This window comes from Polyangiaceae bacterium, from assembly GCA_016715885.1.
In the GTDB taxonomy this organism is placed as follows: domain Bacteria; phylum Myxococcota_A; class Polyangia; order Polyangiales; family Polyangiaceae; genus Polyangium.
This window is the reverse complement of the sequence record JADJXL010000016.1, coordinates 496,516-516,859: the sequence shown is the minus strand read 5'-3', so window position 1 is coordinate 516,859 and position 20,344 is coordinate 496,516. Positions and strand designations below refer to the sequence as shown.

General features: G+C 59.3%; 16 protein-coding genes. 7 read left to right on the top strand and 9 right to left on the bottom strand.

Features of this window, described 5'->3' with window-relative positions; genetic code table 11:
• Positions 1-215: 215 nt before the first annotated feature.
• The 5 genes from IPM54_19595 to IPM54_19575 form a co-directional block, all read right to left on the bottom strand.
• Positions 216-578, bottom strand: coding sequence for a hypothetical protein (locus IPM54_19595; GenBank protein MBK9261996.1), 363 nt, complete (start codon positions 576-578; stop codon positions 216-218).
• Positions 575-2,260 carry an AAA family ATPase gene (locus IPM54_19590; protein MBK9261995.1) on the bottom strand — a complete coding sequence of 562 codons (1,686 nt, stop codon included), beginning with the start codon at positions 2,258-2,260 and terminating at the stop codon, positions 575-577. Before IPM54_19590 ends, IPM54_19595 begins: the two co-directional genes overlap by 4 nt.
• Positions 2,257-2,457 (bottom strand): hypothetical protein, encoded by a 201-nt coding sequence (locus tag IPM54_19585; protein MBK9261994.1) that lies wholly within the window; start codon positions 2,455-2,457, stop codon positions 2,257-2,259. Before IPM54_19585 ends, IPM54_19590 begins: the two co-directional genes overlap by 4 nt.
• A 69-nt stretch (positions 2,458-2,526) precedes the next feature.
• On the bottom strand, positions 2,527-3,186 hold the full coding sequence (locus tag IPM54_19580; GenBank protein ID MBK9261993.1) for a YdeI/OmpD-associated family protein: 660 nt from the start codon (positions 3,184-3,186) through the stop codon (positions 2,527-2,529).
• 33 nt (positions 3,187-3,219) lie between these two features.
• Positions 3,220-4,869: a tetratricopeptide repeat protein gene (locus IPM54_19575; GenBank protein MBK9261992.1), complete on the bottom strand. Its 1,650-nt coding sequence runs from the start codon at positions 4,867-4,869 to the stop codon at positions 3,220-3,222.
• Between the two features lie 174 nt (positions 4,870-5,043).
• Here IPM54_19575 and IPM54_19570 point away from each other — a divergent pair, with 174 nt between their 5' ends.
• From IPM54_19570 to IPM54_19555, 4 genes are all read left to right on the top strand, one after another.
• Positions 5,044-6,258: a hypothetical protein gene (locus IPM54_19570; GenBank protein ID MBK9261991.1), complete on the top strand. Its 1,215-nt coding sequence runs from the start codon at positions 5,044-5,046 to the stop codon at positions 6,256-6,258.
• 31 nt (positions 6,259-6,289) lie between these two features.
• Positions 6,290-7,123 carry an SDR family NAD(P)-dependent oxidoreductase gene (locus IPM54_19565; protein MBK9261990.1) on the top strand — a complete coding sequence of 278 codons (834 nt, stop codon included), beginning with the start codon at positions 6,290-6,292 and terminating at the stop codon, positions 7,121-7,123.
• A gap of 84 nt (positions 7,124-7,207) precedes the next feature.
• A complete protein-coding gene (locus IPM54_19560) occupies positions 7,208-8,251 on the top strand; it encodes a glycosyltransferase family 4 protein (GenBank protein ID MBK9261989.1) in 1,044 nt (347 codons plus the stop codon).
• 19 nt (positions 8,252-8,270) lie between these two features.
• Positions 8,271-8,849, top strand: a complete 579-nt coding sequence (locus tag IPM54_19555) for a TonB family protein (protein ID MBK9261988.1) — start codon at positions 8,271-8,273, stop codon at positions 8,847-8,849.
• Positions 8,850-8,893: 44 nt separating this feature from the next.
• Here the strand turns inward: IPM54_19555 and IPM54_19550 are convergent, their stop codons facing one another.
• A complete protein-coding gene (locus IPM54_19550) occupies positions 8,894-9,775 on the bottom strand; it encodes a hypothetical protein (GenBank protein MBK9261987.1) in 882 nt (293 codons plus the stop codon).
• A gap of 537 nt (positions 9,776-10,312) precedes the next feature.
• Here IPM54_19550 and IPM54_19545 point away from each other — a divergent pair.
• On the top strand, positions 10,313-10,783 hold the full coding sequence (locus IPM54_19545; protein MBK9261986.1) for a hypothetical protein: 471 nt from the start codon (positions 10,313-10,315) through the stop codon (positions 10,781-10,783).
• A gap of 106 nt (positions 10,784-10,889) precedes the next feature.
• Here IPM54_19545 and IPM54_19540 read toward each other — a convergent pair whose 3' ends face one another.
• Positions 10,890-11,630, bottom strand: a complete 741-nt coding sequence (locus IPM54_19540; GenBank protein ID MBK9261985.1) for an NAD-dependent deacylase — start codon at positions 11,628-11,630, stop codon at positions 10,890-10,892.
• Positions 11,631-11,828: 198 nt separating this feature from the next.
• Between IPM54_19540 and IPM54_19535 the strand changes: the two genes are divergently transcribed.
• Complete coding sequence (locus IPM54_19535; protein ID MBK9261984.1) at positions 11,829-12,638, top strand: hypothetical protein; 810 nt, start codon at positions 11,829-11,831, stop codon at positions 12,636-12,638.
• A gap of 12 nt (positions 12,639-12,650) precedes the next feature.
• On the opposite strand, the gene IPM54_19530 is transcribed toward IPM54_19535, so the two are convergent.
• On the bottom strand, positions 12,651-13,820 hold the full coding sequence (locus IPM54_19530) for a sigma 54-dependent Fis family transcriptional regulator (GenBank protein ID MBK9261983.1): 1,170 nt from the start codon (positions 13,818-13,820) through the stop codon (positions 12,651-12,653).
• A 111-nt stretch (positions 13,821-13,931) separates the two neighbouring features.
• Here IPM54_19530 and IPM54_19525 point away from each other — a divergent pair, with 111 nt between their 5' ends.
• Positions 13,932-18,428, top strand: coding sequence for a protein kinase (locus IPM54_19525; protein ID MBK9261982.1), 4,497 nt, complete (start codon positions 13,932-13,934; stop codon positions 18,426-18,428).
• Here IPM54_19525 and IPM54_19520 read toward each other — a convergent pair.
• Positions 18,349-20,157, bottom strand: coding sequence for a hypothetical protein (locus IPM54_19520; GenBank protein ID MBK9261981.1), 1,809 nt, complete (start codon positions 20,155-20,157; stop codon positions 18,349-18,351). The genes IPM54_19525 and IPM54_19520 overlap by 80 nt on opposite strands.
• Positions 20,158-20,344: the final 187 nt, after the last annotated feature.

The window sequence follows — 20,344 nt, the reverse complement described above, 5'->3', positions numbered from 1 at the left end:
CCCGCGCTGGCCTCCTGCGCCCCCGCAGCAGCCCTCGAGCATCGCCCGAACCGCACCTGCGAGCGCGCAGGGCAAGCCCCCGCACGCACGATCAGCGACTGCGCACGCGCAATTGCCCTGTCGCGTGACCCGAACGACACCCGCGAGCGCACAGTTGCCGATTTCTTCGAAGGGATCGCATACTGGGCACGGTTCTTGCTGTGCCCAGACGCCAGCTACGCCACCTGCTCCGCCGCTTCGGCGCCAGGTTCTTCGGTGATCGGCACATTGGCCTTGCGCCGAGCGGCATACGCCGGGTCGCGCGCCAATACGTATTGGCTCAAGTCGTTTTCTTTGCCTTCGTCGACGAGCACTCCTTCGATGATGCGCGCATAAGCACGCGCCGCCTTGTCGAATGCCACGCGCGCTGCGCGGAGTGCATTCGTCGCCGCTGCGTCTTCGTCGACTTCGCGATTGAGCGCCTGCGCTGCATTCACCGCAGCCGCATGCGCCTTGCTCATGTCGTCGGCGAATTGAAGCGGCTGGAGGTCCGGCTCTTTTGCCAGCGCTTCGGCCAATGATGACGCTTCGCGGCTCAACCGGTCGCTGCTGACGTCTCCGGCCCGTCGATTCTATTCACCCACACCTGTTTTCCATCGAATACCATGGCGTATTCATGCACGGGTGACGCCCCTGCGGCGATCAATTCGGCCGCATATTTGCGCTCACGCAATTGTTTCGTGGCCTTTTCGAGCGCCACTTCGGGGGTTTCCCTGCCGAGCGGCACTTTGAATTCCATGACGACGCCCGGTTGTCCGACTGTTTTCGGCCGCATGTACACATCCGCTCGACCTCGCCCGGATTCTCGATTGGACCGGACTTCGTATCGCGCCTCCATGTGCACGAGCATCCCCAGCATGAATCCGTGATACAACTTTTCCGGTGCCCGACCTGCTCCATCCTGATACGACATGGCCGTCAAAAGTATTTGTTCGAGGAGCTCTTGGACCTGGGCCGCGTCACCGGCGAGCAGCGCTTGCACGACGTCATTGGTCATGTACCAATCCGGGTCGACTCTGGTGAGCCAATTTTCGAACATCGTGCGATAGACCGAGCGTATTTCGATATTTGGAATGGCGAGTTTGCCGGTGGTCGTGCCCATGTGCATGGTGAACTCGACGACCTTCAGGTAGCCCGAAAAGAGCAAAAAATTCCAGAGCGCTTCGGATCGTTTGTCGATGTCGCGCAAGACGATGTTGTCATCGATGCGGATTTCGATGGTTTCGCCATTCAAGAGCGCGTACGACTTTTCGGACAACCCCAAACCTTGCTTGGCAGCGAGGTGTTCGATGAGGTCGCTGGAACCGGTGTTGACCCAATAGGGCTGAAGCGTACCTTGCTCGATGTAGCTTAGAATCGACCACGGGTTGTAGATGACGTGGCCGCCAAAGATGTATCCATTGTACCACGCGCGTACTTCTGCGACATGTGCAGGTTCGACGATGGCAGCCACTTCGTCTTCCGTGAATCCGAACGACGTGGCGTATTGCGAGCTCATAATGGAATGTACGCGGATGTTGTTGAGCCCGGAGAACATATTATCCCTCAATACATACAGAATGCCCGTGAGCACGCCTTTGAAGAGCGCCACGTTATCCTTGAGCGCCGCCGACAAGAGATTGCGTATGAAGGGCACGATCTCGTCAAAGTAACCGTGCGTGTAGCCCGCTTGAATAGGCGTGTCGTATTCGTCGATGAGAATAAGGACGTATGTTTTGTATTGTTGATATAGAATATGCGACAACCACTCGAGCGAAAAAAGCAATTCGGAGTTACTCACTTCGCCGCTAAGCACGTGCTGGAATTGACGTGCACGGTAAGGATCGAGCTTGTTCTGATCGAGCAGATGACGATGCGCTCGAAATGCTTCGATAATCTGATCACGAATCCCTACGATCGCCCCTTCAAACGTTGCGGCATAGACATCCTTGAACGTCACGGATATCGTCGGATACTTTTGGAAATGCGCCATGGCCTTGGGGTCGCGTGTGACTGCCAGGCCCTCGAACAAATGCGACAAGTCCTCGTCCGTCTTTCGTAGGAAATAGCCGAGCATCGACAGGTTGATGGTCTTGCCGAACCGCCTAGGGCGAGAAAAGAGCAGCCCCGAGCTCATGTCGTCGAGTATTTCACTGATGAAGCTGCTCTTGTCGACGTAGCCAGCCCCGCTTTCGCGCACCTTGCGAAAGTCGCTCTCTCCAATGGCAGGACGAAACTTCACGGTGATGCCTCCGAACCGTACGCACTCTTGACCAGTGAGGACGCGAAGTCAAGCAAGCGGACCAGACGCGTCCAATGCATTCTCGATCGCCGAACCGCCGGCAATGCACCGAGGACCAATGCGGCAAACCCGAGGCCCGCAAAAAGCCACACTCCGCGCGGCTGACCGAAGAACACCTTGTCGTTCGAGCTCGACATGGCGCACATCCTTTGCGCTCGGAAAGAAAAACGCCAGAAGAATTGCGTTCGTCCGGGTTGCGACAGGAATTATTTGCCAGCGTATTTCTCGTTCCGATTACGCACGCCGGCCGCAAGCATCGTAATGGTTTGCTCGACACGCCGCGCGCGCGTCTCCGGCCGCTTCGCGTCCTCAATCCAAAGCACATACTCTTTGATGTGCGACGACGCGAGCGTCTTCCACGTGGCCGTCGCAGCGTCGTTCGTGCCGAGCGCCACCACCAAATCGGCCGGCGGAATGACCCGTTTTTGGGGCGCCGCCTTTTTCGCTGCTCCCGGAGCGATAGCCGATCCTTGTTTTCGTTCGACGGTGGATTCCTGCTTGAATCGAAGAGCCGACCACGTTTCATCGATGGCCGCTTGAGAGACCGGGCCAAACCCAGCGTCTTGGACGACATTCCAACCGACGTCACGCGTCATGTCGGTCTTGATGCCCGAAGTCTTCTTGGGGTAACAAATCCATAAGACGGATTCGTCGCCGAGCGCCGCAGTGGCACGCGGCAAACCTTTTTCGAGCGCTTTGGAATCGGCGACGAAGAGCATCACGACGTCGAATGTTCCGGTCGCGCGCGTCGACAAAATTGCCTTGTCCGGCAGCGGATCGAGCAGCGATGGGAACGAATCGGGGGCGCCGAGGGTCAATACGCGCGCTCCCGGCAGGATGCGAAGCTTCTTGGAGATATCGGTCATGCCAAACTTTACCAAATCGGCACGACAAACACACTACACTTGCGGCTTCTTCAGCATTTTGAGCGATACGCGGCGAATTTGTTCGTCGAGCACGGGGTTGGTGGGCTGAAGCTCACGCGCACGCTCGAAAAGATGCCGCGCACGCCCAGGCTTCTCGGCCTCGTCCTCCCAACGCGCCGCAAATTCGATCATGCGCTCGAATCGGACGGTGGTGCTGTCGATGGTGGCAAGAAGACGCTCTTCGGCGCTCATGACGCCGCGCCAATCCTTCTCCTTCGAGCAAAGGACGATGAGCGCTTCGAGCGCAGGGACATGACCGGGTCGCAATGCAAGGGCCTTTTCGTAATCGCTGATGGCATCCTCGGGCGTGCCGCTCTGCGCCCGCAATTCGCCAATGCGCGTGTACATCTCGGCGCGTAGGTTTGGCTCGCCAGACGGGCCAAGCAATGCAAGGGCTTTGCGAAATAGCGCAATCGCACCGGACATGTCGCCTTGGGACGCGAGCAGCTCGCCTTCGACGGTGTAGCGCGCAAGCGGCGAGATTTCGCGCGTGAGGCGCGAGCTTGGCGCCATGCTCGATGGCGCGACGCTCGATGGCACGCCGCTCATGGGCACGCCACTCACCGGGCCACTCGGAGGCACGCTGTTGCCCGACGAGAAAGCCACGGGCGTGCGCGTAGGCGGCGGAAACGACGAAGAGCTTGGCGGATACATGGATGCGCTCGGCGGCGGAAGTGACGCACCTGGCGGCGCATCGAGCGGGCGACCGAGGAGCAGCACCGGATCGACGGTGGCCCATTCGTCATCGGAATCCGGGCCATCGTCGCCGGGCAAATGCGCCATGCTGATGGATGGAACCGAAGGCGCTGGAAGGGGAATGAACGCGCGGCGCTTCGACGATTCGGGATGCGGGCCGGGCATATCTTCCGAGCTCGAAAGAAGTGCAACCGCCGGGTGCACCGACGAACGGGCATCCGAAGCGAACGGAGGAGGTATCGCGGATGGGTCGCGTCTTCCCTTCGCGAGCGGAAGGAGCTCGAACGTCACGCGAGCACGCGAGTGATGCAAATACGCGACGTCGCCATGAAGCCGCCGGTGCACTCGGTCGAATACCGAGCGCATGGTCAACCCTTGATTTCGATCGACCGCATCCATCTCGCCGATGAGCGCATCGACGAACGGCGAGCTCTCCGCGCCACTGACTTCTTCGGACCTGAGTGACACCACGAGCTCGATATCGCTCGCGGCAAAGTCGATCGCGGCTTCGGCGGCGCGCACGAGCGTCTGAATGCGCGTCGGATCGACATCGAGTCGAGCATCGACGAGGTCGAGGACGATGAGCTTCCAACCAGGAGCCGCATCGCGCAGTGACGCCGCGACGTCGGCGAGCGCATCACCAACGTTGGCTTCTTCCGGATCGAGGCACAAGTAGAGCTCGCCTTCACGGGAGAGCAGCGTTCGAGCCGCGATGTAGAGCATGACGGCATCGCGAGGGCCACACGAACGCCTGGTGAGCACATCGATGACTTGCTCGGCCAAGTCTTCATCAGGGTCGGCGAACACGACGTCGAACCCGGCATCCTCGCGCGCAAAACGGTTGCGCAGATCGAGTCCACCAACCGCGAGAGGCGGAACGCTCCCGGTGGCAGAAAGCCCTGGCGTCGCGGTGATCAAGATTCGCATCAAGCCCGTGTCCTCGAAGTTCGTTTGTCGGTCGGCACCAATTTTACCAGGGATCGGTTCGCATCATTGCCTATAAAGGACGGCTCGTCCGAGCGCGACATCAAAATGCGCACATCGAAGGGCGCAGCATCGAGAGAGAGCATTTTTGGAGCGAAGCTCTGTATGATGCACGAGGTGAGCCAAGCCGCCGAGATATTCGTTTGCAGCGAGCCGTCGGATCGGGCGCTGCGTGACGATCTCTGCGCTCGCATCGCGCCGCTCGTCGAAGCAGGGCTCGTGCGCGAGTTTCCGTCCGAGCCCGCAGATGGTTTACCTACTGCACGAGTGACTTCCGCAGACGTCGTCGTCGCGCTCGTGAGCCCCGAAGCGCTCGCGCCAGGATCGACGGTGAACACCGTGATCACCGAAGCGCTCGCGATGGAACGTCAGCAACGGACGGTGCTCATTCCGGTGCGCGCAAGGGCATGCTCGCTGGATGCCGGACCTCTCGAGGATCGAGTGGTGTACCCACGTGACGCGAGCGCGCTCGATTCGGAGTCTCAGCGTGAATATGCGTTCCGCGACGCGATCGCCGGTGTCCTCACGGGCATTACGCTCTGTCATGTGACGGTGGGCGATCTGCTTTTGCAGAACGAACGGGAAACCGCCGCGGCGAGCGCATTTCGTCATGCGCTGTCGATCGCCGAGAGGCTTTCGTCGGACTTCCCGGACGACGTCGATCATCTGACGCTGCTTTCACTCGTGCGTGATCGGCTTGGCGAAGCGCTGCTTGCCATGGGGGATGGACCAGGCGCGCTGGCGGCATTCCAATCGGCAAAAGCCGCGCATGAGCGGCTCGTGACGGCAGCGGTGGATCGCGCTTCGCGGCGCCGGCTTTTGGCTCGATGTGTGGAGAGCATCGGGGACGTGCTGCGCGCGATGGGCGACAAACCTTTGGCGCTCAAAACATTTCAAGACTGTTTGTCTTTACGAAAAGAGCTTGCGAACGAGACGGGAGACGTGACTTCTCGGCGCGAGGTTGCATCGACGTACGTTCGTATCGGCCATGTATTGCGGGCGCTTGGAGATTCGACGGGAGCGCTCGCGGCGTTCCGCGATGGGATGGCGCTCGCGGACGCGCTCGCTCGAGAGGCGGGTGCGGCGAGTTCCTCGGCGCTCGTGACGCAGGCGGAAGTGGCGGTGTTTCAGGCGGAGCGTGCGCTGTTTTGTTTTCGTACGGCGAGTGTTTTGGCGGAGGGTGGCCAAGACGAACGAGACGAAGCGCGCGGGCTTTTGCTGCAAGCGATCGGCATGTATCACGACCTCGAAACACGCGGCGTGCTGCCGGAATCACACAAGATTTGGCCACCCGCGGCGGAAGCGATGCTCAATACGCTCGACGTGTCTTGACAGCACTCGAGCATGGCGCTCTCTTGGGTCGATGAAACGCGGGCGATTCGAGAACAAAGTCGTTCTCGTGACGGGCGCTGGAAGTGGCATTGGTCGCGCGACGGCGCTGGCGTTTGCTCGTGAAGGTGCAGACGCGGTTCTTTCGGACATCAACGAAGCTGGTCTCGAAGAGACGTCGAGCAGAGTTCGTGAGCTTGGGCGGCGGGCGTTTTCGCGCAAGGTGGACGTCGCGAATGCCGAAGCGATGGAAGGGTTCGCGGAGGAAGTGCATCGCGAACATGGCGCTGTCGACGTTCTGGTGAACAACGCCGGTGTTGCCGTGTCGGGTGGTTTGACCGAGACGACGCTCGACGACTGGAAGTGGATCATGGGAATCAACGTGATGGGAGTCGTTCACGGCTGTCATTACTTTGTGCCCAAAATGGTTGAACGTGGTCGAGGAGGGCACGTGGTGAACATCGCGTCGCTCGCGGGGCTCATGGGGACGCGGATGCTCGTGGCGTACTGCACGACGAAGTTTGCCGTCGTGGGTTTTTCCGAGGCGTTACGGGACGATCTTCACGAGCATGGCATTGGCGTGACGGCGATCTGTCCGTCGTTCATCAAGACGAACATCAACAACGCTGGGCGTCACCGGGGCCGCATGGCGGAAGCGTCGACGCGTAACATGGGCGAGAAATTGATGGATCGTGCTCCGTCGCCGGATCTCGTGGCCGATCGCATCATGCATGCGGTGGAGAAAAACATCGGCACGTTGCCCGTGACGCGCGAGGCGTGGGTGGTGCATACGCTGAAGCGGATTTCTCCGAGCGCGGTCGAACTGATGAAGCAGGCGGCCGAGAAGTACCGACGCTCCCAGCAGTAACTTGGCACGCCGCGTGTAACGGCAGCCTGGGTGCGGACGGACGATCGCTCGATGCGCAGCCGACCGCACCGAGGTTCGTCCGTCATGCGAATTGCCATGATTTCGACGCCCTTCATCCGCATGCCCCCCAGGGGCTACGGCGGAACGGAGCTTTTTTGTTACGAGCTTTCCGAAGAGCTCACGGCACGCGGTCACGACGTCACCGTGTACACGACGGGTGATGCCGTCGTGAGCGGCAAGCAACGTGCGCTGTATCATCGACCCGTCTGGCCTCCGACGGCTGCGGACGAGTTGAATCATGCGGCGTGGGCCATGGCCGACGTCGCTCGCAATGATTTCGACGTCGTCCACCTGAACAGCGCGCTCGGCCTGCCGCTCGGTCAATTCGTGCACGTACCGATTGTGTACACGATTCATCACAAGCGCGAAGAGAGCACTTCGCGCATCTTTGCCACGCATCCCAAACCGTTTTACGTGGCCATCAGCAAGCGCCAGCTCGAATTGGAGACGCCCTTGGCGCGCTCGACGGTCATTTACCACGGTTTGTCCCCGAAACGATACCCTCCAAGTTTTGAAGACGCCGGATATTTGCTGCATTTGGGCCGGTACGCGAGAGAGAAGGGAACGCACACGGCCATCGACATCGCATGTCGAGCTGGTTTGCCGATTCGCCTCGCCGGACGAGTTCATCCGGAAGACCGTATGTATTTCGATGAGCTCGTCGCTCCGCGCATCGCGCTGCCGAACGTGCGCGAGCTCGGGGAAGCGGATCTCGAGCAAAAGATCGCGCTGCTACGTGGTGCACGTGCCGTGGTTTGCCCCATCGACTGGGAGGAACCTTTTGGGCTCGTGGCGGTGGAAGCCATGCTGTGTGGCACGCCGGTGCTCGCATTTGCACGCGGCTCGTTCCCCGAAATCATTGAAGAAAATGTCACTGGGTTCCTTGCTGAGCCCGGCGATGCGGACGCGCTCGTGCGGGCAGCTCAAGCGACCGTGTCGTTCGATCGCGCACGCTGCGCCAAACGTGCCCGTGAGCGGTTCGGGACGGCGACCATGACGAACGCGTACGAGGCCGTCTACGAACGCGCCATCGCGGCCGGTCCGTTTGCCCGCGCGCGCGTCGCCTGATCGACGCGACGTTTTCCCCATGGACGCAGCGGCAAAATTGGCGTCGACTCGCCCCATGCATCTCTCGGGTTTCGCCATGGTTTGTCTTTCCGTAACGTCCTTGTGCATTGGCTGTGGCCCAGAACCAGTCGCCAAACAGCCATCACCCGACGCGAGCGCGAACGGCACGGGGGCCATCGCATCGACCGCACCAGCCTCTTCGAATGAGTCGGCCGCACCGCCATCGATGGCGAGCGCATCACCGTCGGCGAGCGCGGGAACGACGGTTTCCGACACGCAGCCGCTGGTGGGTAGTTTGTCGAGTGCGGAGATTCAAAAAGCCATCAACGACAACATCCAAGCCTTCGATGCGTGTTACACGCTCGGTGCGGACAAGCAGGGCAAGCTCGAAGGAACGGTCACCATCAAAGCGACCGTCGGGCCTCTGGGAACCGTCAAAGATGCTTCGGTTTTGAAGTCGACCATGAAAAACTCGAAGGTCGACGCTTGCGTTGCGACTGCATTCAAAAAGGTCACGTTTCCCCATCCGAAAGGGGGCGTGGCGATCATCACGTACCCCATGACGTTCGGCGGCGAAGTCGTGGTCAAGAAGCCGTAGTGCACAGCGTCTGAATTGCGCGCGTAATCTCTGACGAATACTTTTTACGCGCGCTGGTTCTTGCGGCGTCCGAGCGCGAGGCCGAACGCAGCGATTGCACTGAGAATGCCGACGGCATTGCCGGAGCTCCCCGCGCCAACGCCTTGCGAACAAGAGCAGCCCGCACTTGCCTCGGCGGTGCATCGGCCACCGCTGCATTGCGCGTTGCCTTCGGCATAACCCGTGACTTCGATGTCGAATAGGCTCTTCAAATCCGCCACGCATTTGTCGAGCTGGTCGCCGACGTCGACATATTGGCCATCACAGAAAAGCGCGCCCTCGGGTTTGCTGCACGCGGCTTCGCAACCCCCTTGAAGATCGGTCTGACAGTCGACGTATCCCGTGGATTGACATTGCACCTGACAGGACATGTTGGCATCGGCCTCACACGACCCGTTGCAGCTCGCTTCGCATTTGGAATTGCAATCGGCGCTCGGAGGTGTCGCGTCGCACCGTCCATCGCATCGGGCCGCACATGTCGACTTGCACGATGCCCGGCATTCTGCAGTATCTTCGGCGCCGACACATGTCGCATCGCAACTTCCGTCGCAATCGGCGCGGCAGGAGGCGGCACAATCGAACTTTGCCGGATCCACCGTGCATTCTGCTTCGCAAGTCGCCTGGCAGCTCGTTGTGCATTGGACAGTGGCCGTAGCGGTGCACATGCCCGAACATCCAACATAGAGCTCTGCGGAGCATTGCGCCGTGAAATTCACGGGCTCGCACGATGCCGTGCACCCACCTTCGACGCGCACTTCGCACTCGGAGCTCGCACTCAGTTCGATGCTGCCGCACGACGCGACGATGTCGGCGCTGGCCGGAGTTGCAAAGCCCAAAAGCGCAGTAGAGAGCGCAACGGCAAAGAGGGGAGCAAAAGACGTTCGCATGGTTCGGTTCTCCTGGTACGGACGATAAGCTGTCGAGCTTCGTCGACGTTGAAGGCATATGCGGTTTCTGCCCGATGTGCAAGGACGAAGCCCGACTGGGACGGGACGCAGCGGATCCGCGAAGCCAAATCGACTGGGTTGCTACGACCAGGACGACGCATTTCGACCAGACCTGGTAGGCACATTGACCACGTCTCGTCGTCGACCGGCGCGCCTGCGAGAACATTCGGAATCGCATCCATTGCGGCGTGAATCGGGACAATTTTGGTTCCGGCAACGACGGCGAGAATCGCGGCGCATTCCGTCACGGCATGTGCATGACGCCCTGAACGTGGCGTTGGATGCTCCTGACAAACCATGACGCCCTTCACAAACGCGGCGGTGAACGCCATTTCGACGCAATTTCGATCGGCGTCGCGGTGGGGGGGTCGACGTCTGAACCCTGCCGCCGAAAGTAATGGGCACGGTCGGACATGCTCAGCCGCGAGCGGCCGATCGAGTTGGAAATACCAACAAGTAACAGGGAGAGAATACATCATGTTGCAGAACAATAAGCTCTCGACGCTGCTGGCCGTTGGATTGGTTGCTGTTTTTGCGAGCACCGGATGTGCAACGAGCGTCGAAGACCCCATGGTGATGGGGGAAGATGAAATGACGGATGAAATGACGGCTGAAAGCGCCGACGCGCTCTCCGCTGGTGGCGGCTGGGCAGGATACGGTCGTGGTGCTTACCGGTACGGTGCCGGGAAATACCTCCGCGGTGGTTACCTCGGCTACCCCGGCTACTACGGCGCGTACGGGTACCCCGGATTCGCTGGCGATTGCTTGGGCGGCGGGTGGGGCCTTGCCGGATTCGACTGCTTCGACGGTGGTTGGTGGAATGAGCCCAGCGTCGTCGTCAACGTCATCGACAACAACGTCATCGCTCCGCCCATCGTACCGGGCTTCGCCGATCCGTACCTCTACGACGATTGCGGCATCGGCGGCTTCCCGGGCGCCTGGTGGTGATCCCACGTCGCTAGCCGTTGCCAGCCGCGCGAGCGCTGATCATGCCGTCGTTCATGGCGCCGCCCCCCCCGCGGCTGGCCCCTCCTGCCTCCATTGCAATCAAAGCTCAAACATTCGGCACGCCGAGCAGCTCGGGGAGCACTTCCTCGGCTCGCCCCAGCACCACTTCGTCGAAATACGGATTCGATGGCGTGGGTGCCTCGACGTTCACGAAATACGTCCGTGCCCCGGCATAATCCGCCTCGCGCACATACGATGCTACCGGAAACACCACGCCGCTCGTCCCCACCGCAATGAATACGTCACAATTCCGCAGCGCTTCTTTTGCATGACGTTCGTCACGCGGATCGAGATATTCGTCGAAAAGCACGATATCGTAACGCAAATGCCGTGCGCACTTCGGACAAACGGGAGGTTCGTCACTTGCCGCCTCGGGATTGTCGAACGAAACTCGAATTTCGCAACTTTCATTCGGGCAGCGCAAACGAAAAAGCGAGCCATGGATTTCCACGACGTTCTCGCTTCCGGCGCGATGATGTAGTCCATCGACATTTTGCGTAATCACGACGACGCGCCCTCGCGTGTGCGTTCGGGCAAACGCAGCCATTGCCAGATGTGCCGCATTCGGCTTGGCCTGAGCAACGATTCGCGCGAATTTCCGATGCGCCTCGAAACATGCGCGCGCATCGCGTTCCATCGCCGCCGCCGTCGCCCATGATTCGACGTCCACTTCGTTCCATAATCCTCCCGGACCGCGATAAGGCCGAATGCCCGATGCAACGGACACCCCAGCTCCAGTCAAAAATGTCACGCGCGCATCCGGTGCAATGTCGAGCTTTCGAGTCACGCGGGCATCGTACTCCGAAAATGTGCGAATGTGGAATGGAACGTGGTCGCAAAAGACCGTGCTCATCCATGTAATCACGGGAACGTAGGCCGCACGAAGAAATACGTAGACGCCGGATTGTGTCCACGATATGTTGTTTTTCCTTGGGCCGTGCGCGAGCGTACGTGCGCCAAGGTAGCTTGGAAAGGAAGATTCTTCATGAAATACCCGATCATCATCAGCTTAGTCGCCGCACTTGCCGTCGTCGCAGGATGCGAGGAGGATACGCCCACGACGACCACCTCGAGCAGTTCTTCGGGCAGCGGCGGCTCCGCGGGCGAAGGCGGTTCGGCTGGCAATGGCGGCTCCGCTGGCAATGGCGGCTCCGCTGGCGGCGGCATGGGCGGCGGCGGCATGGGCGGCTCCGGCGGCGGCGGCATGGGTGGCTCCGGCGGCGGTATGGGTGGCGCCGGCGGCGGCAGCAGCGCGGTTTGCGATGACCCGACAGTCGTCGACAAGACGGATGCGGCCATGCGTTGCCAAAACCTGACGGAAGTCGTCAAAGTCGTGATGGCGCCCGCAAACACTGTGTGGGCCGACAAAGTCGACGGCGTATCGACCGAATACGGCCCGGAGAATTATGGCGCCAAACAAGCGCTCGGCGCTCCCAACGTCTACCCCGCCTCGGGCGACGAGCCCAATGCGTGGGCGACGAGCATGGAGGACGCGACGGGCGAATTCATCACAGTGGGCTTTTCGACGCCCGTCGTCGCCCAAGCGGTTTGGGTCTTCGAGACGTACAACCCCGGCGCCATCTCGAAAATCACCGTGACCGCAGCGGACGGCGACCATGTCGTCTACGAAGCATCACCGATGGCGGGAGGCTTTGGCGCATGTGGTCACGTTCTTTCCGCATCGACGAAGACGTGCTCGCCCATTTCCGCCGTCCGCGTCGACCTCGCTTCGGACAAGGTCTTGGGCTTCAACGAAATCGACGCCATCGGCCTGATTCCTGCTGCAATGAAGTGATCGAGCCGCATCTTACCTAGCGCCACGACGCTCGTGCGTGAGTATGTCTTCGACCGTGCTACGAAGCTCGCGCACGTTACCCGGCCATCCTGCGAGTTTTAGTTCTTCCAGAACCGAATCGGAAAGCGACGCACGCTTGCCCGTGCGAAGACGCCAGGCTTTCTCGAAGTAGCGCGCGAGAATCGGTATGTCCTCTGCGCGATCGCGCAACGGAGGAAGCCGAAGACTTCGCATGGCCAAACGCTGATGGAGATCTTCTCGAAACCGATTCTTGTTCATTTCATTCGCAAGGTCACGCGTCGTGGTCGCGATGATTCGCACGTCGAGTCGCCACGCCTTTGCCGTGCCAAGCGGTCGAATGATTTGCCAATCGAGCGCGCCGAGCAGTTTTGATTGCAATTCGATGGGTAATGCATCGACATGCTGGAGAACGAGCGTACCGCCATCCGCTTCATCGAGCCGCCCTCGACGAAGCGCAGATGCGGGTGGAGTCCCGCTCGAGATTCCCCCGAAAAGATCGATTTCTAGCGCATCCTTTGGCATGGTCGAGCAATCGAACATCACGAACGGCTCGTCGCACCGCGCACTGGCAGCATGAATGGCTGCAGCAATGGTCGTTTTACCCGTGCCGGGCGCACCTTCGATGAGAAGCGTTTCCTGTGTCCTCGCAAAGCCATCGATGACTGCGAATATATTGCGCATTGCTATACTGCGGCCGATTACGTTGCCAAAGTGTTCAAAATTGGAGGGCGGAAGCTCGACCACCTCTGCGAGGAGCCGAATGCGAGCCGTCGACGTTCCCATCGTCAATGCGGATCCGGGTTCGATGTATGCATCCCTGATACGTACATTGTCGATATGCGTGCCGTTTTTGCTGTTTGCATCGATGACGCGTAGTGCATCGCCCTCGATTCGCAAAATGGCATGCACATGGCTCACTGTTCGATCGGGGATGATGATATCGCAACTTTCGCCACTTCCCATTCGAACCTCGGGACCCGCCAGCTCGAGCACCTCTCCCGCGCACGGCCCACGAATGAATTGAATATGGATGTGACGATATACAAAGCAGAATCCAAATTGGGATTCCGCAAGCCACATCGACTTCTTGGGCTCGTATTGCATGCACGAAGTTCTATCGATTCGATCGACCACGCGCCATGCAACTTGCGTGGTACGCATGCCGGCCCTCGGAAGAACCCGACGCTCGATTGAATGCAACTCGAGTGGTATTGACGCGTCAATCGCGGCCGTTGACACGTCACCGCATGCGCACTCTACGGTTGCAGCGTTGTGGCCTTTTCGGTACTTTGTGGCGGGCCGCCGATGATGAACGACGAATCCTGGGTTGATCGCACGCTGGATGGCAGGTACAAGGTGCAGCGAATCCTCGGCCGCGGCGGAATGGGACTCGTGCTCGCCGTGAGGGATGTCGAAACCGACGAACGATTCGCGCTCAAGATCATTGCCGAAGACAGGGCGGGACGAACGACGCCCGAACGACGTTTTTTGCGCGAGGCCGAGGTCGCTCGACGAATGCGCTCGCCGCACGTCATGGAAGTGTACCGCGTGGGGCAACTGATTACGGGAGAGCGTTATATTCTCATGGAATATCTCGAGGGTAAGGACCTCGGTGACATGGTCACACGCCGTGGAGCACTGCCATTTTTGGAAGCGGTGCAGTACATCATCGAAGCATGCGCCGGGCTCGGATTGGCGCATAGCTTCGGAATCGTCCATCGCGACATCAAACCCTCGAACCTTTTTCTGGCCCAGCGTCCCAATCAACCTGCCGTCATCAAGCTCATCGATTTTGGAATTTCAAAATACCTGGAGGACGAACAGGACCTCACCAAGACAAACGTTTTTCTGGGATCGCCGCTTTACATGTCTCCAGAGCAGATATCGGCGGCCAAGCGAGTGGATGCCCGAAGCGATTTGTTCTCGCTTGGTGTGGTGCTTTACCAATTGATCACGGGGGTGACGCCCTTTGCTGCGGACAACGTCAATGAAGTCGGGCAACGAATTTTGCACGCGACGCCCGTACCACCGACCGAGATACGACCGGATTTGCCCTGGCAGATCGATGGTATCATAACAAAATGCTTGACCAAACCGCCCGAGGAACGTTTTCAGAATGCGGCCGAATTTTCGCACGCTCTGGAGGCTCTCCGTCCGCCGGCCGCAGCGATTCTCGAACGATATTTGGATTCAGTCGACGACAATGAACACGATCCGGTGCGACCGGAGACGCTGTCGTGTTCGTTCACGTCGAGCACGGAGGCGCTTTCGAAGGAATCGGCGACGTCCATCTTCAATCGAGCGCGCGCCATTGCGGCGCGTGGATATGCTGGACGACCGCTCGTGGCTTCCCCGCGACCTGCCGACCGAATCCAGCCGAGGCAGCCCACGTTCGAGCCGGCCACGGCGATACCTTTTGGTGTCCCCATCCCGGAAAATCCGTACTTCATCGGTCGGGACGCGGCTCTTACGGCATTGCGTGAAGACCTGTGCAAACGAGAAGCCGAGCAAGATAGCGACGAGGGGCACCATTGCAGGGAGCCTGCCGTTGAAGCAGATGTCATGGGGCCTGCGGGTATCGGCAAAACGGAATTCATGGCGGCGTATGCACGACGTTATCGCGACGCCTACCCGGGCGGTATCTTGTGGCTGGATGAATCGGAAGATCTCCAGGAACAAATCACGAAACAACTCGGAGGATGGAAGCCGCCGAGACACGCCGCGGGTGGCTCGACATCGCCCCTTGCTTTGGCGCTTCTGGAGCGCCCGCGTACCTTGGTCGTGATCGAAACCGCTGTAAAGGCTTCGCACCCCTCAGCAAGACGGAGCCGCGGCCACTCTTTCCGATTCGAGTTTGCGACGTCAACGATGAGCGGCGGGCGGGTACTGGCAACGCACCACATCGTTTACATTTCCCGCACGGAACCGCGATCCTGGCACGCTAGGCACGCCCTTGGACCGCTCGACGACGTCAATGCCATGGCCAGTGTGCTGTTATCCATTGGGAATCAGACGCCGCGGAGCTGTGAGCCCACGTTATGGCAATCAGCGAGATCCATTACACGCGCCATGCATGGAAACCCCACGCTGCTGCAAACTTCGGCGACGACGCTTACATTGCAAACGAGTGTATCATTTGAACACACACTGAATGGAATGGCTCGCAGATTGTCGTCCTTCCGCGACAAGATTGCATCGGGCGAGCGAATCCTCATCGCGCTGCTAGGGCTCGTATCGGAGAATCTATCGGCACCTGCGAAAGCATTGCTTTGCCCGCTTGCAGCATTCCCCGAAGCTCGTCTTTCAAGCAGCACACTTGGTTTCCTTGCGGGAATGCCCCTCGCCGACGTTGAAGAGGCAATGATCGAGCTCGGCAAGAACAAGCTCGCAGAACTTCAGGCGACGACCCAGGCAAGCCTTGCTACGGGAATTGCCGAAAGTGCCCCGCGTGCGCTCGGCATCCGTGCGACGTTCCAGCGGGAATGTCTTGGTCGGCTCGCGGACGCGTTATCCAACATGGACGTCCTTTACCGAAGCATTGAATTGCATGGCTGCAAGACGGTGCTCGCGGAATTGGCACACTTGGTTCGGACAGTGCCGACATCCGCGCCAGCATTGCTTACTGATATCAAAAATACGCTCGAAATGGCAGCACCTTGCCTCATGAGTAAGCCTGAAAGGACGTACGACCGCACGCGCCAAGCAATCATCGAAATACCTGCGAAGCTGGCTGCATATTCGCTCTTCCTCGCACAAATGCGCGATGCCGCCTGGGAGCTCGGATGCAAAACGATGCTCGAGCGCACCGAGGCAGCCTTGTTGGAACGAGGCGAAACATGGTTGGCGCGACGAACCTACCATCAGCAGGCTGCTCCGCGGGTGCTCGGCATTCACGACAGCGTCGTGAATGCGGTGGCGATATCGGCGGATGGAAAGCGCGCTGTTTCGGGAGCCGAGGATGGCTCGTTGTTTCTTTATGACGTCGAAACACGAAGCATCCTCGCGGAACATCGAACGTGCACGAAGCCGATTCGGAGTGTTGCCATTTCCGCGGATGGAACCGTGGTCATTTCCGCGGCGGAGGGCAGTGCCCCCGAGGTTTGGAACCTCGAACGGCGCAGTCGCATGGCCATTTTGGAGGGGCACCACGGAAATGTGTACGCAGTGGCTGTCTCCGCCAATGGCCGACGCGCTTTGACCGCGGCCGAAGACGGATTGGTTTGCGCCTGGGATGTCGATCGATGTCGTCCTTTGCGCAGCTTGTGCCCCTATCCGGAATACGCAATCTGGACGATGTTCGTCGCCGCCATTTCGTTCGATTGCGATGGTCTCGCGATCGTCGCATCTCCGCGAGGAACGATATGGTATTTCGATGTCGACACCGGTGTTGTCGTGCGCACAGTTGAACTACCCAAGCCGCCGCTCGGTTTCGACCACACACCGTCACGTATGCTCGTTTACACACAGAAATCGCAAGATACCATACGATTCATGGATGCTCGTACCGGCGAGCTCGTTGGCGATGTTGAATTTGGGGCTCCGGATTATATTGCCATGGCAATGCTCCGTATGGGACAACTCTCCAGTGGTAGCCCTCAATTGAAATCGGTCCCGAAGCATGTGCACGTCGCTACAGGTGGCAACTCGTGTTTCGTTGCGTCGAACGATCGCGTTGGGCGTGCCTACAGCCTAGAAACGGGCGAATTGCTTCATGAATTCGTCCGTCCGTGGTACAGTGCTGGAATCCCTCCGCATAATATGTACGGATTGACGGGGCACACGGGTCGCGTAACGACCGTGGCGTCGGGTTTGGATGGACAAACAGTCGTAACCGGAGGCGCGGACAACATGGTCCTTGCGTGGGACGTCGCGCATGGCCCGTCGCCGCGGTATGACGAGGACGTGTCCGCCATTGCGGTGAGTCCAGACGGCAAACTGGCTATTTCCGTGGGCGGAACGGACCACAAGCTCGTCGTATGGGACGTGGAGACCGCAACGCCGCTGCGATCGCTACCATTGAAAGCCACCTACTTTTCACACATCGTCGTTGCAGGTAGTCTTGTATACATATTTGTGGACAATGGAATCCGCGTGTTGGATTTCATTCACGGTACCACCGTAAAGTCGCTGGAAATGCCGAGCGGTGACGGCACCGCGAGCGTGGAATGCATATCGAGCGATGGGCGACGAGCCGTGCTTCGGCAAGGCAAACGTTTTCCCTCGACGCGCCTTTTTTGGGATATCGCGCGTTCGACCGTCGCTCCTTTCGATGCGGAGCTCGTTCATTGGGCGGTATTTCTCGACAATGACCGCGTGCTGCTACGGCATGGAGATGGGAAATACATCATTGCCGATTTCAATACAGCCTCGATTATTGAGTATATCGACGGCGCGCTCGAAGGCAATGGCCCTGTGGTTGCCACATGTAGCAATGGGCGCATTTGGTGGAGGACGGAGAACGGAATTTCGCTCGTGGATGTCGACCGTAGATCCGTTTTGAAAACCTTACCAATTCCCACAGATTCCGGTCGAGACGGCAGGATTGCCGTCACCCCCGATGGTCGCTTCGTGGCCACGCTCCGTGACACGATTCAGGTTTGGAGTGTCGAATCGAAGCGATTGATCGCAGAGCTAAAACCGCCATTTTCGTGCGGTCGTTCCGTTGCAATGACGCCCGATGGAAGAGCGATCATTTTTGCAGGGGTTCCCAGACAAACAGCGCATCGCCGGAAAGGGCAACCAATACACGCCGACCGTCGTTCGATATAGCCATCCGCGGCGCATCTTCGCGCCGACTCGAGTCGAATTCATACATCCAATGGGATGCGGCATCTCGACCGATGACCGTTAGCGGCGGAGGTGTTACTTGCGCGAAATCATACCGCACGAGCTCGATACTTCCACGATCACCTCGATTCATGCATGCGAGGTACCGACCATTCGGCGCGATGGCTACTTCCGCCTGCTTGTTGACGACCCCAAGGGACGCGCCATCCATCAAGTCGCATAATTCAACGCCATGGTTTGTCGCACCCGCGACAACGAGCCCCACCGGGGCGATCGCTGGTGCATGATGGAAGCGCGTGCCGAGGGATCGCTCTTCGACAACCTCGGCACGGGCAACGTCCCAAATGGCCACGCGACCATCATTGGCGACCGTGATTGCATGACAGTCATCGCCGCAAAATGCTGCGCGGCTCCATGAAACCCGCCGCTCTTCTGGATCGCCCGCTTTTGAACCGAACTTCCATTCAAAATGGGGAGCTCCCTGCTGTTCGAGTTTTCGCTTTGCTAGCGCGACGAGCTCATTGAATTCGTCGCCGCCGTGGCTGATGCGAACATTGCCGGCCGCCAGTTGTTGCAGAAACAGCGTACGATTGCGACTGACATGTTTGCCACGCTCCGCAAGGCATTCCAATAGCTCCATGATGGTTCCAGAGCCTCTACGATGCGTGGAATAAATAGTGTTCTCATGGAGTATATGCTGCAATGCCCTGACGTCGTCGTACACGGCATTCGCTCCTCGGCTGTCGACCTCGTCTTCGAGCCAATCGAGATCACGAAGTCGTTCATCCAGATTCGACTCGCAGCCACGAAGAAATTCTTCGACATTGTCCACGGTGGCAGCGACCAGTTTTGCGATGCGCGGATGCATCGAAACCTTGCCGTCTCCGCACTCTTGGAGAAGCTTTTTGCGGAGAAGGAGGGAAATGTTCGATGCGACGAAACCACTGTCGTCGCGCAGGGGATTCAAAAGATTCACGACCTGCGCCATCGCAATTCCTGTTCGCTTCGGAAACAGCGACACAAGCTGCAAAATGCGTCGTGCGTTTTCGTCCTCGAGCGCCTCCCAGACGAGCCGAAATGCGCGATCGATGGCCGATGAAATGGTCGTGTCGGCATCCGTCGACAAAGACGATACCATGTCGCGAATGCGCCGCTCCTTCGACTCGCTCAGCAGCGCAATGACGAGACGCAGCGCGAGCGGCACGCCGCACGTCAATTCCACGAGGGCTCTCGCCCCTTTCGGATCGCGATCCGCTATCGGGCCGAGCATGGCAAGGGCATCGTGCTGATTGAGCGGGCCGACGTCGACCGTCGGATACTGAATCGACAAATCATAATCGGCCGCAGTGATGATCTGCTTGTCCTCGCTTTTCCCCATTCCTTGAGCGATTCGCGTGCGACCGACGACGACGTGAAGACGCACGGACCGCGATGCAGGTTGCCGCTGCATCGAATGCACGGCCGAAAAGTCCATGCGCCGACGAGCCCACGGTGACTCGTCATCATGCACCTTGCCGACAACTTCATCATAAAGCTTGCGATACCGATGGGCATACTCGATCGCGAGCGCCGTGGTGCCCATACCTTCGCCTGAAGTTCGCAGGACGACCACGTCGCTACGCTGAAGCGCCGCGTGAATCTGTTCCAACTCGACCGTGCGGCCGACAAACCGTTCGTCGCGTACATACGGCAGGGAAAACGACTGACTCATGGCCCCGCCAATGTACCATACGCGGGCTCGTAAAACGACTACGCAAATGTACGCCTCGCACAGCTCGCGCAATCGTCGAACGACTGCCTACGGTCGTAGGCACCTGCCCCCCGATGGGTGTCCACGGCAATAGACACTCCCTGGGCATCGGAACAGATTTCCCTATGATTCAAGCCAATTACATTTT

Excerpts from the sequence above, each read along its gene's own strand:
- IPM54_19560 (MBK9261989.1), top strand. The coding sequence starts at position 7,208 with ATGCGAATTGCCATGATTTCGACGCCCTTCATCCGCATGCCCCCCAGG.
- IPM54_19545 (MBK9261986.1), top strand. The coding sequence starts at position 10,313 with ATGTTGCAGAACAATAAGCTCTCGACGCTGCTGGCCGTTGGATTGGTT.
- IPM54_19520 (MBK9261981.1), bottom strand. The coding sequence starts at position 20,157 with ATGAGTCAGTCGTTTTCCCTGCCGTATGTACGCGACGAACGGTTTGTC.
- IPM54_19580 (MBK9261993.1), bottom strand. The coding sequence starts at position 3,186 with ATGACCGATATCTCCAAGAAGCTTCGCATCCTGCCGGGAGCGCGCGTA.
- IPM54_19585 (MBK9261994.1), bottom strand. The coding sequence starts at position 2,457 with ATGTCGAGCTCGAACGACAAGGTGTTCTTCGGTCAGCCGCGCGGAGTG.
- IPM54_19555 (MBK9261988.1), top strand. The coding sequence starts at position 8,271 with ATGGACGCAGCGGCAAAATTGGCGTCGACTCGCCCCATGCATCTCTCG.
- IPM54_19550 (MBK9261987.1), bottom strand. The coding sequence starts at position 9,775 with ATGCGAACGTCTTTTGCTCCCCTCTTTGCCGTTGCGCTCTCTACTGCG.
- IPM54_19565 (MBK9261990.1), top strand. The coding sequence starts at position 6,290 with ATGAAACGCGGGCGATTCGAGAACAAAGTCGTTCTCGTGACGGGCGCT.
- IPM54_19535 (MBK9261984.1), top strand. The coding sequence starts at position 11,829 with ATGAAATACCCGATCATCATCAGCTTAGTCGCCGCACTTGCCGTCGTC.
- IPM54_19530 (MBK9261983.1), bottom strand. The coding sequence starts at position 13,820 with ATGCGTACCACGCAAGTTGCATGGCGCGTGGTCGATCGAATCGATAGA.
- IPM54_19575 (MBK9261992.1), bottom strand. The coding sequence starts at position 4,869 with ATGCGAATCTTGATCACCGCGACGCCAGGGCTTTCTGCCACCGGGAGC.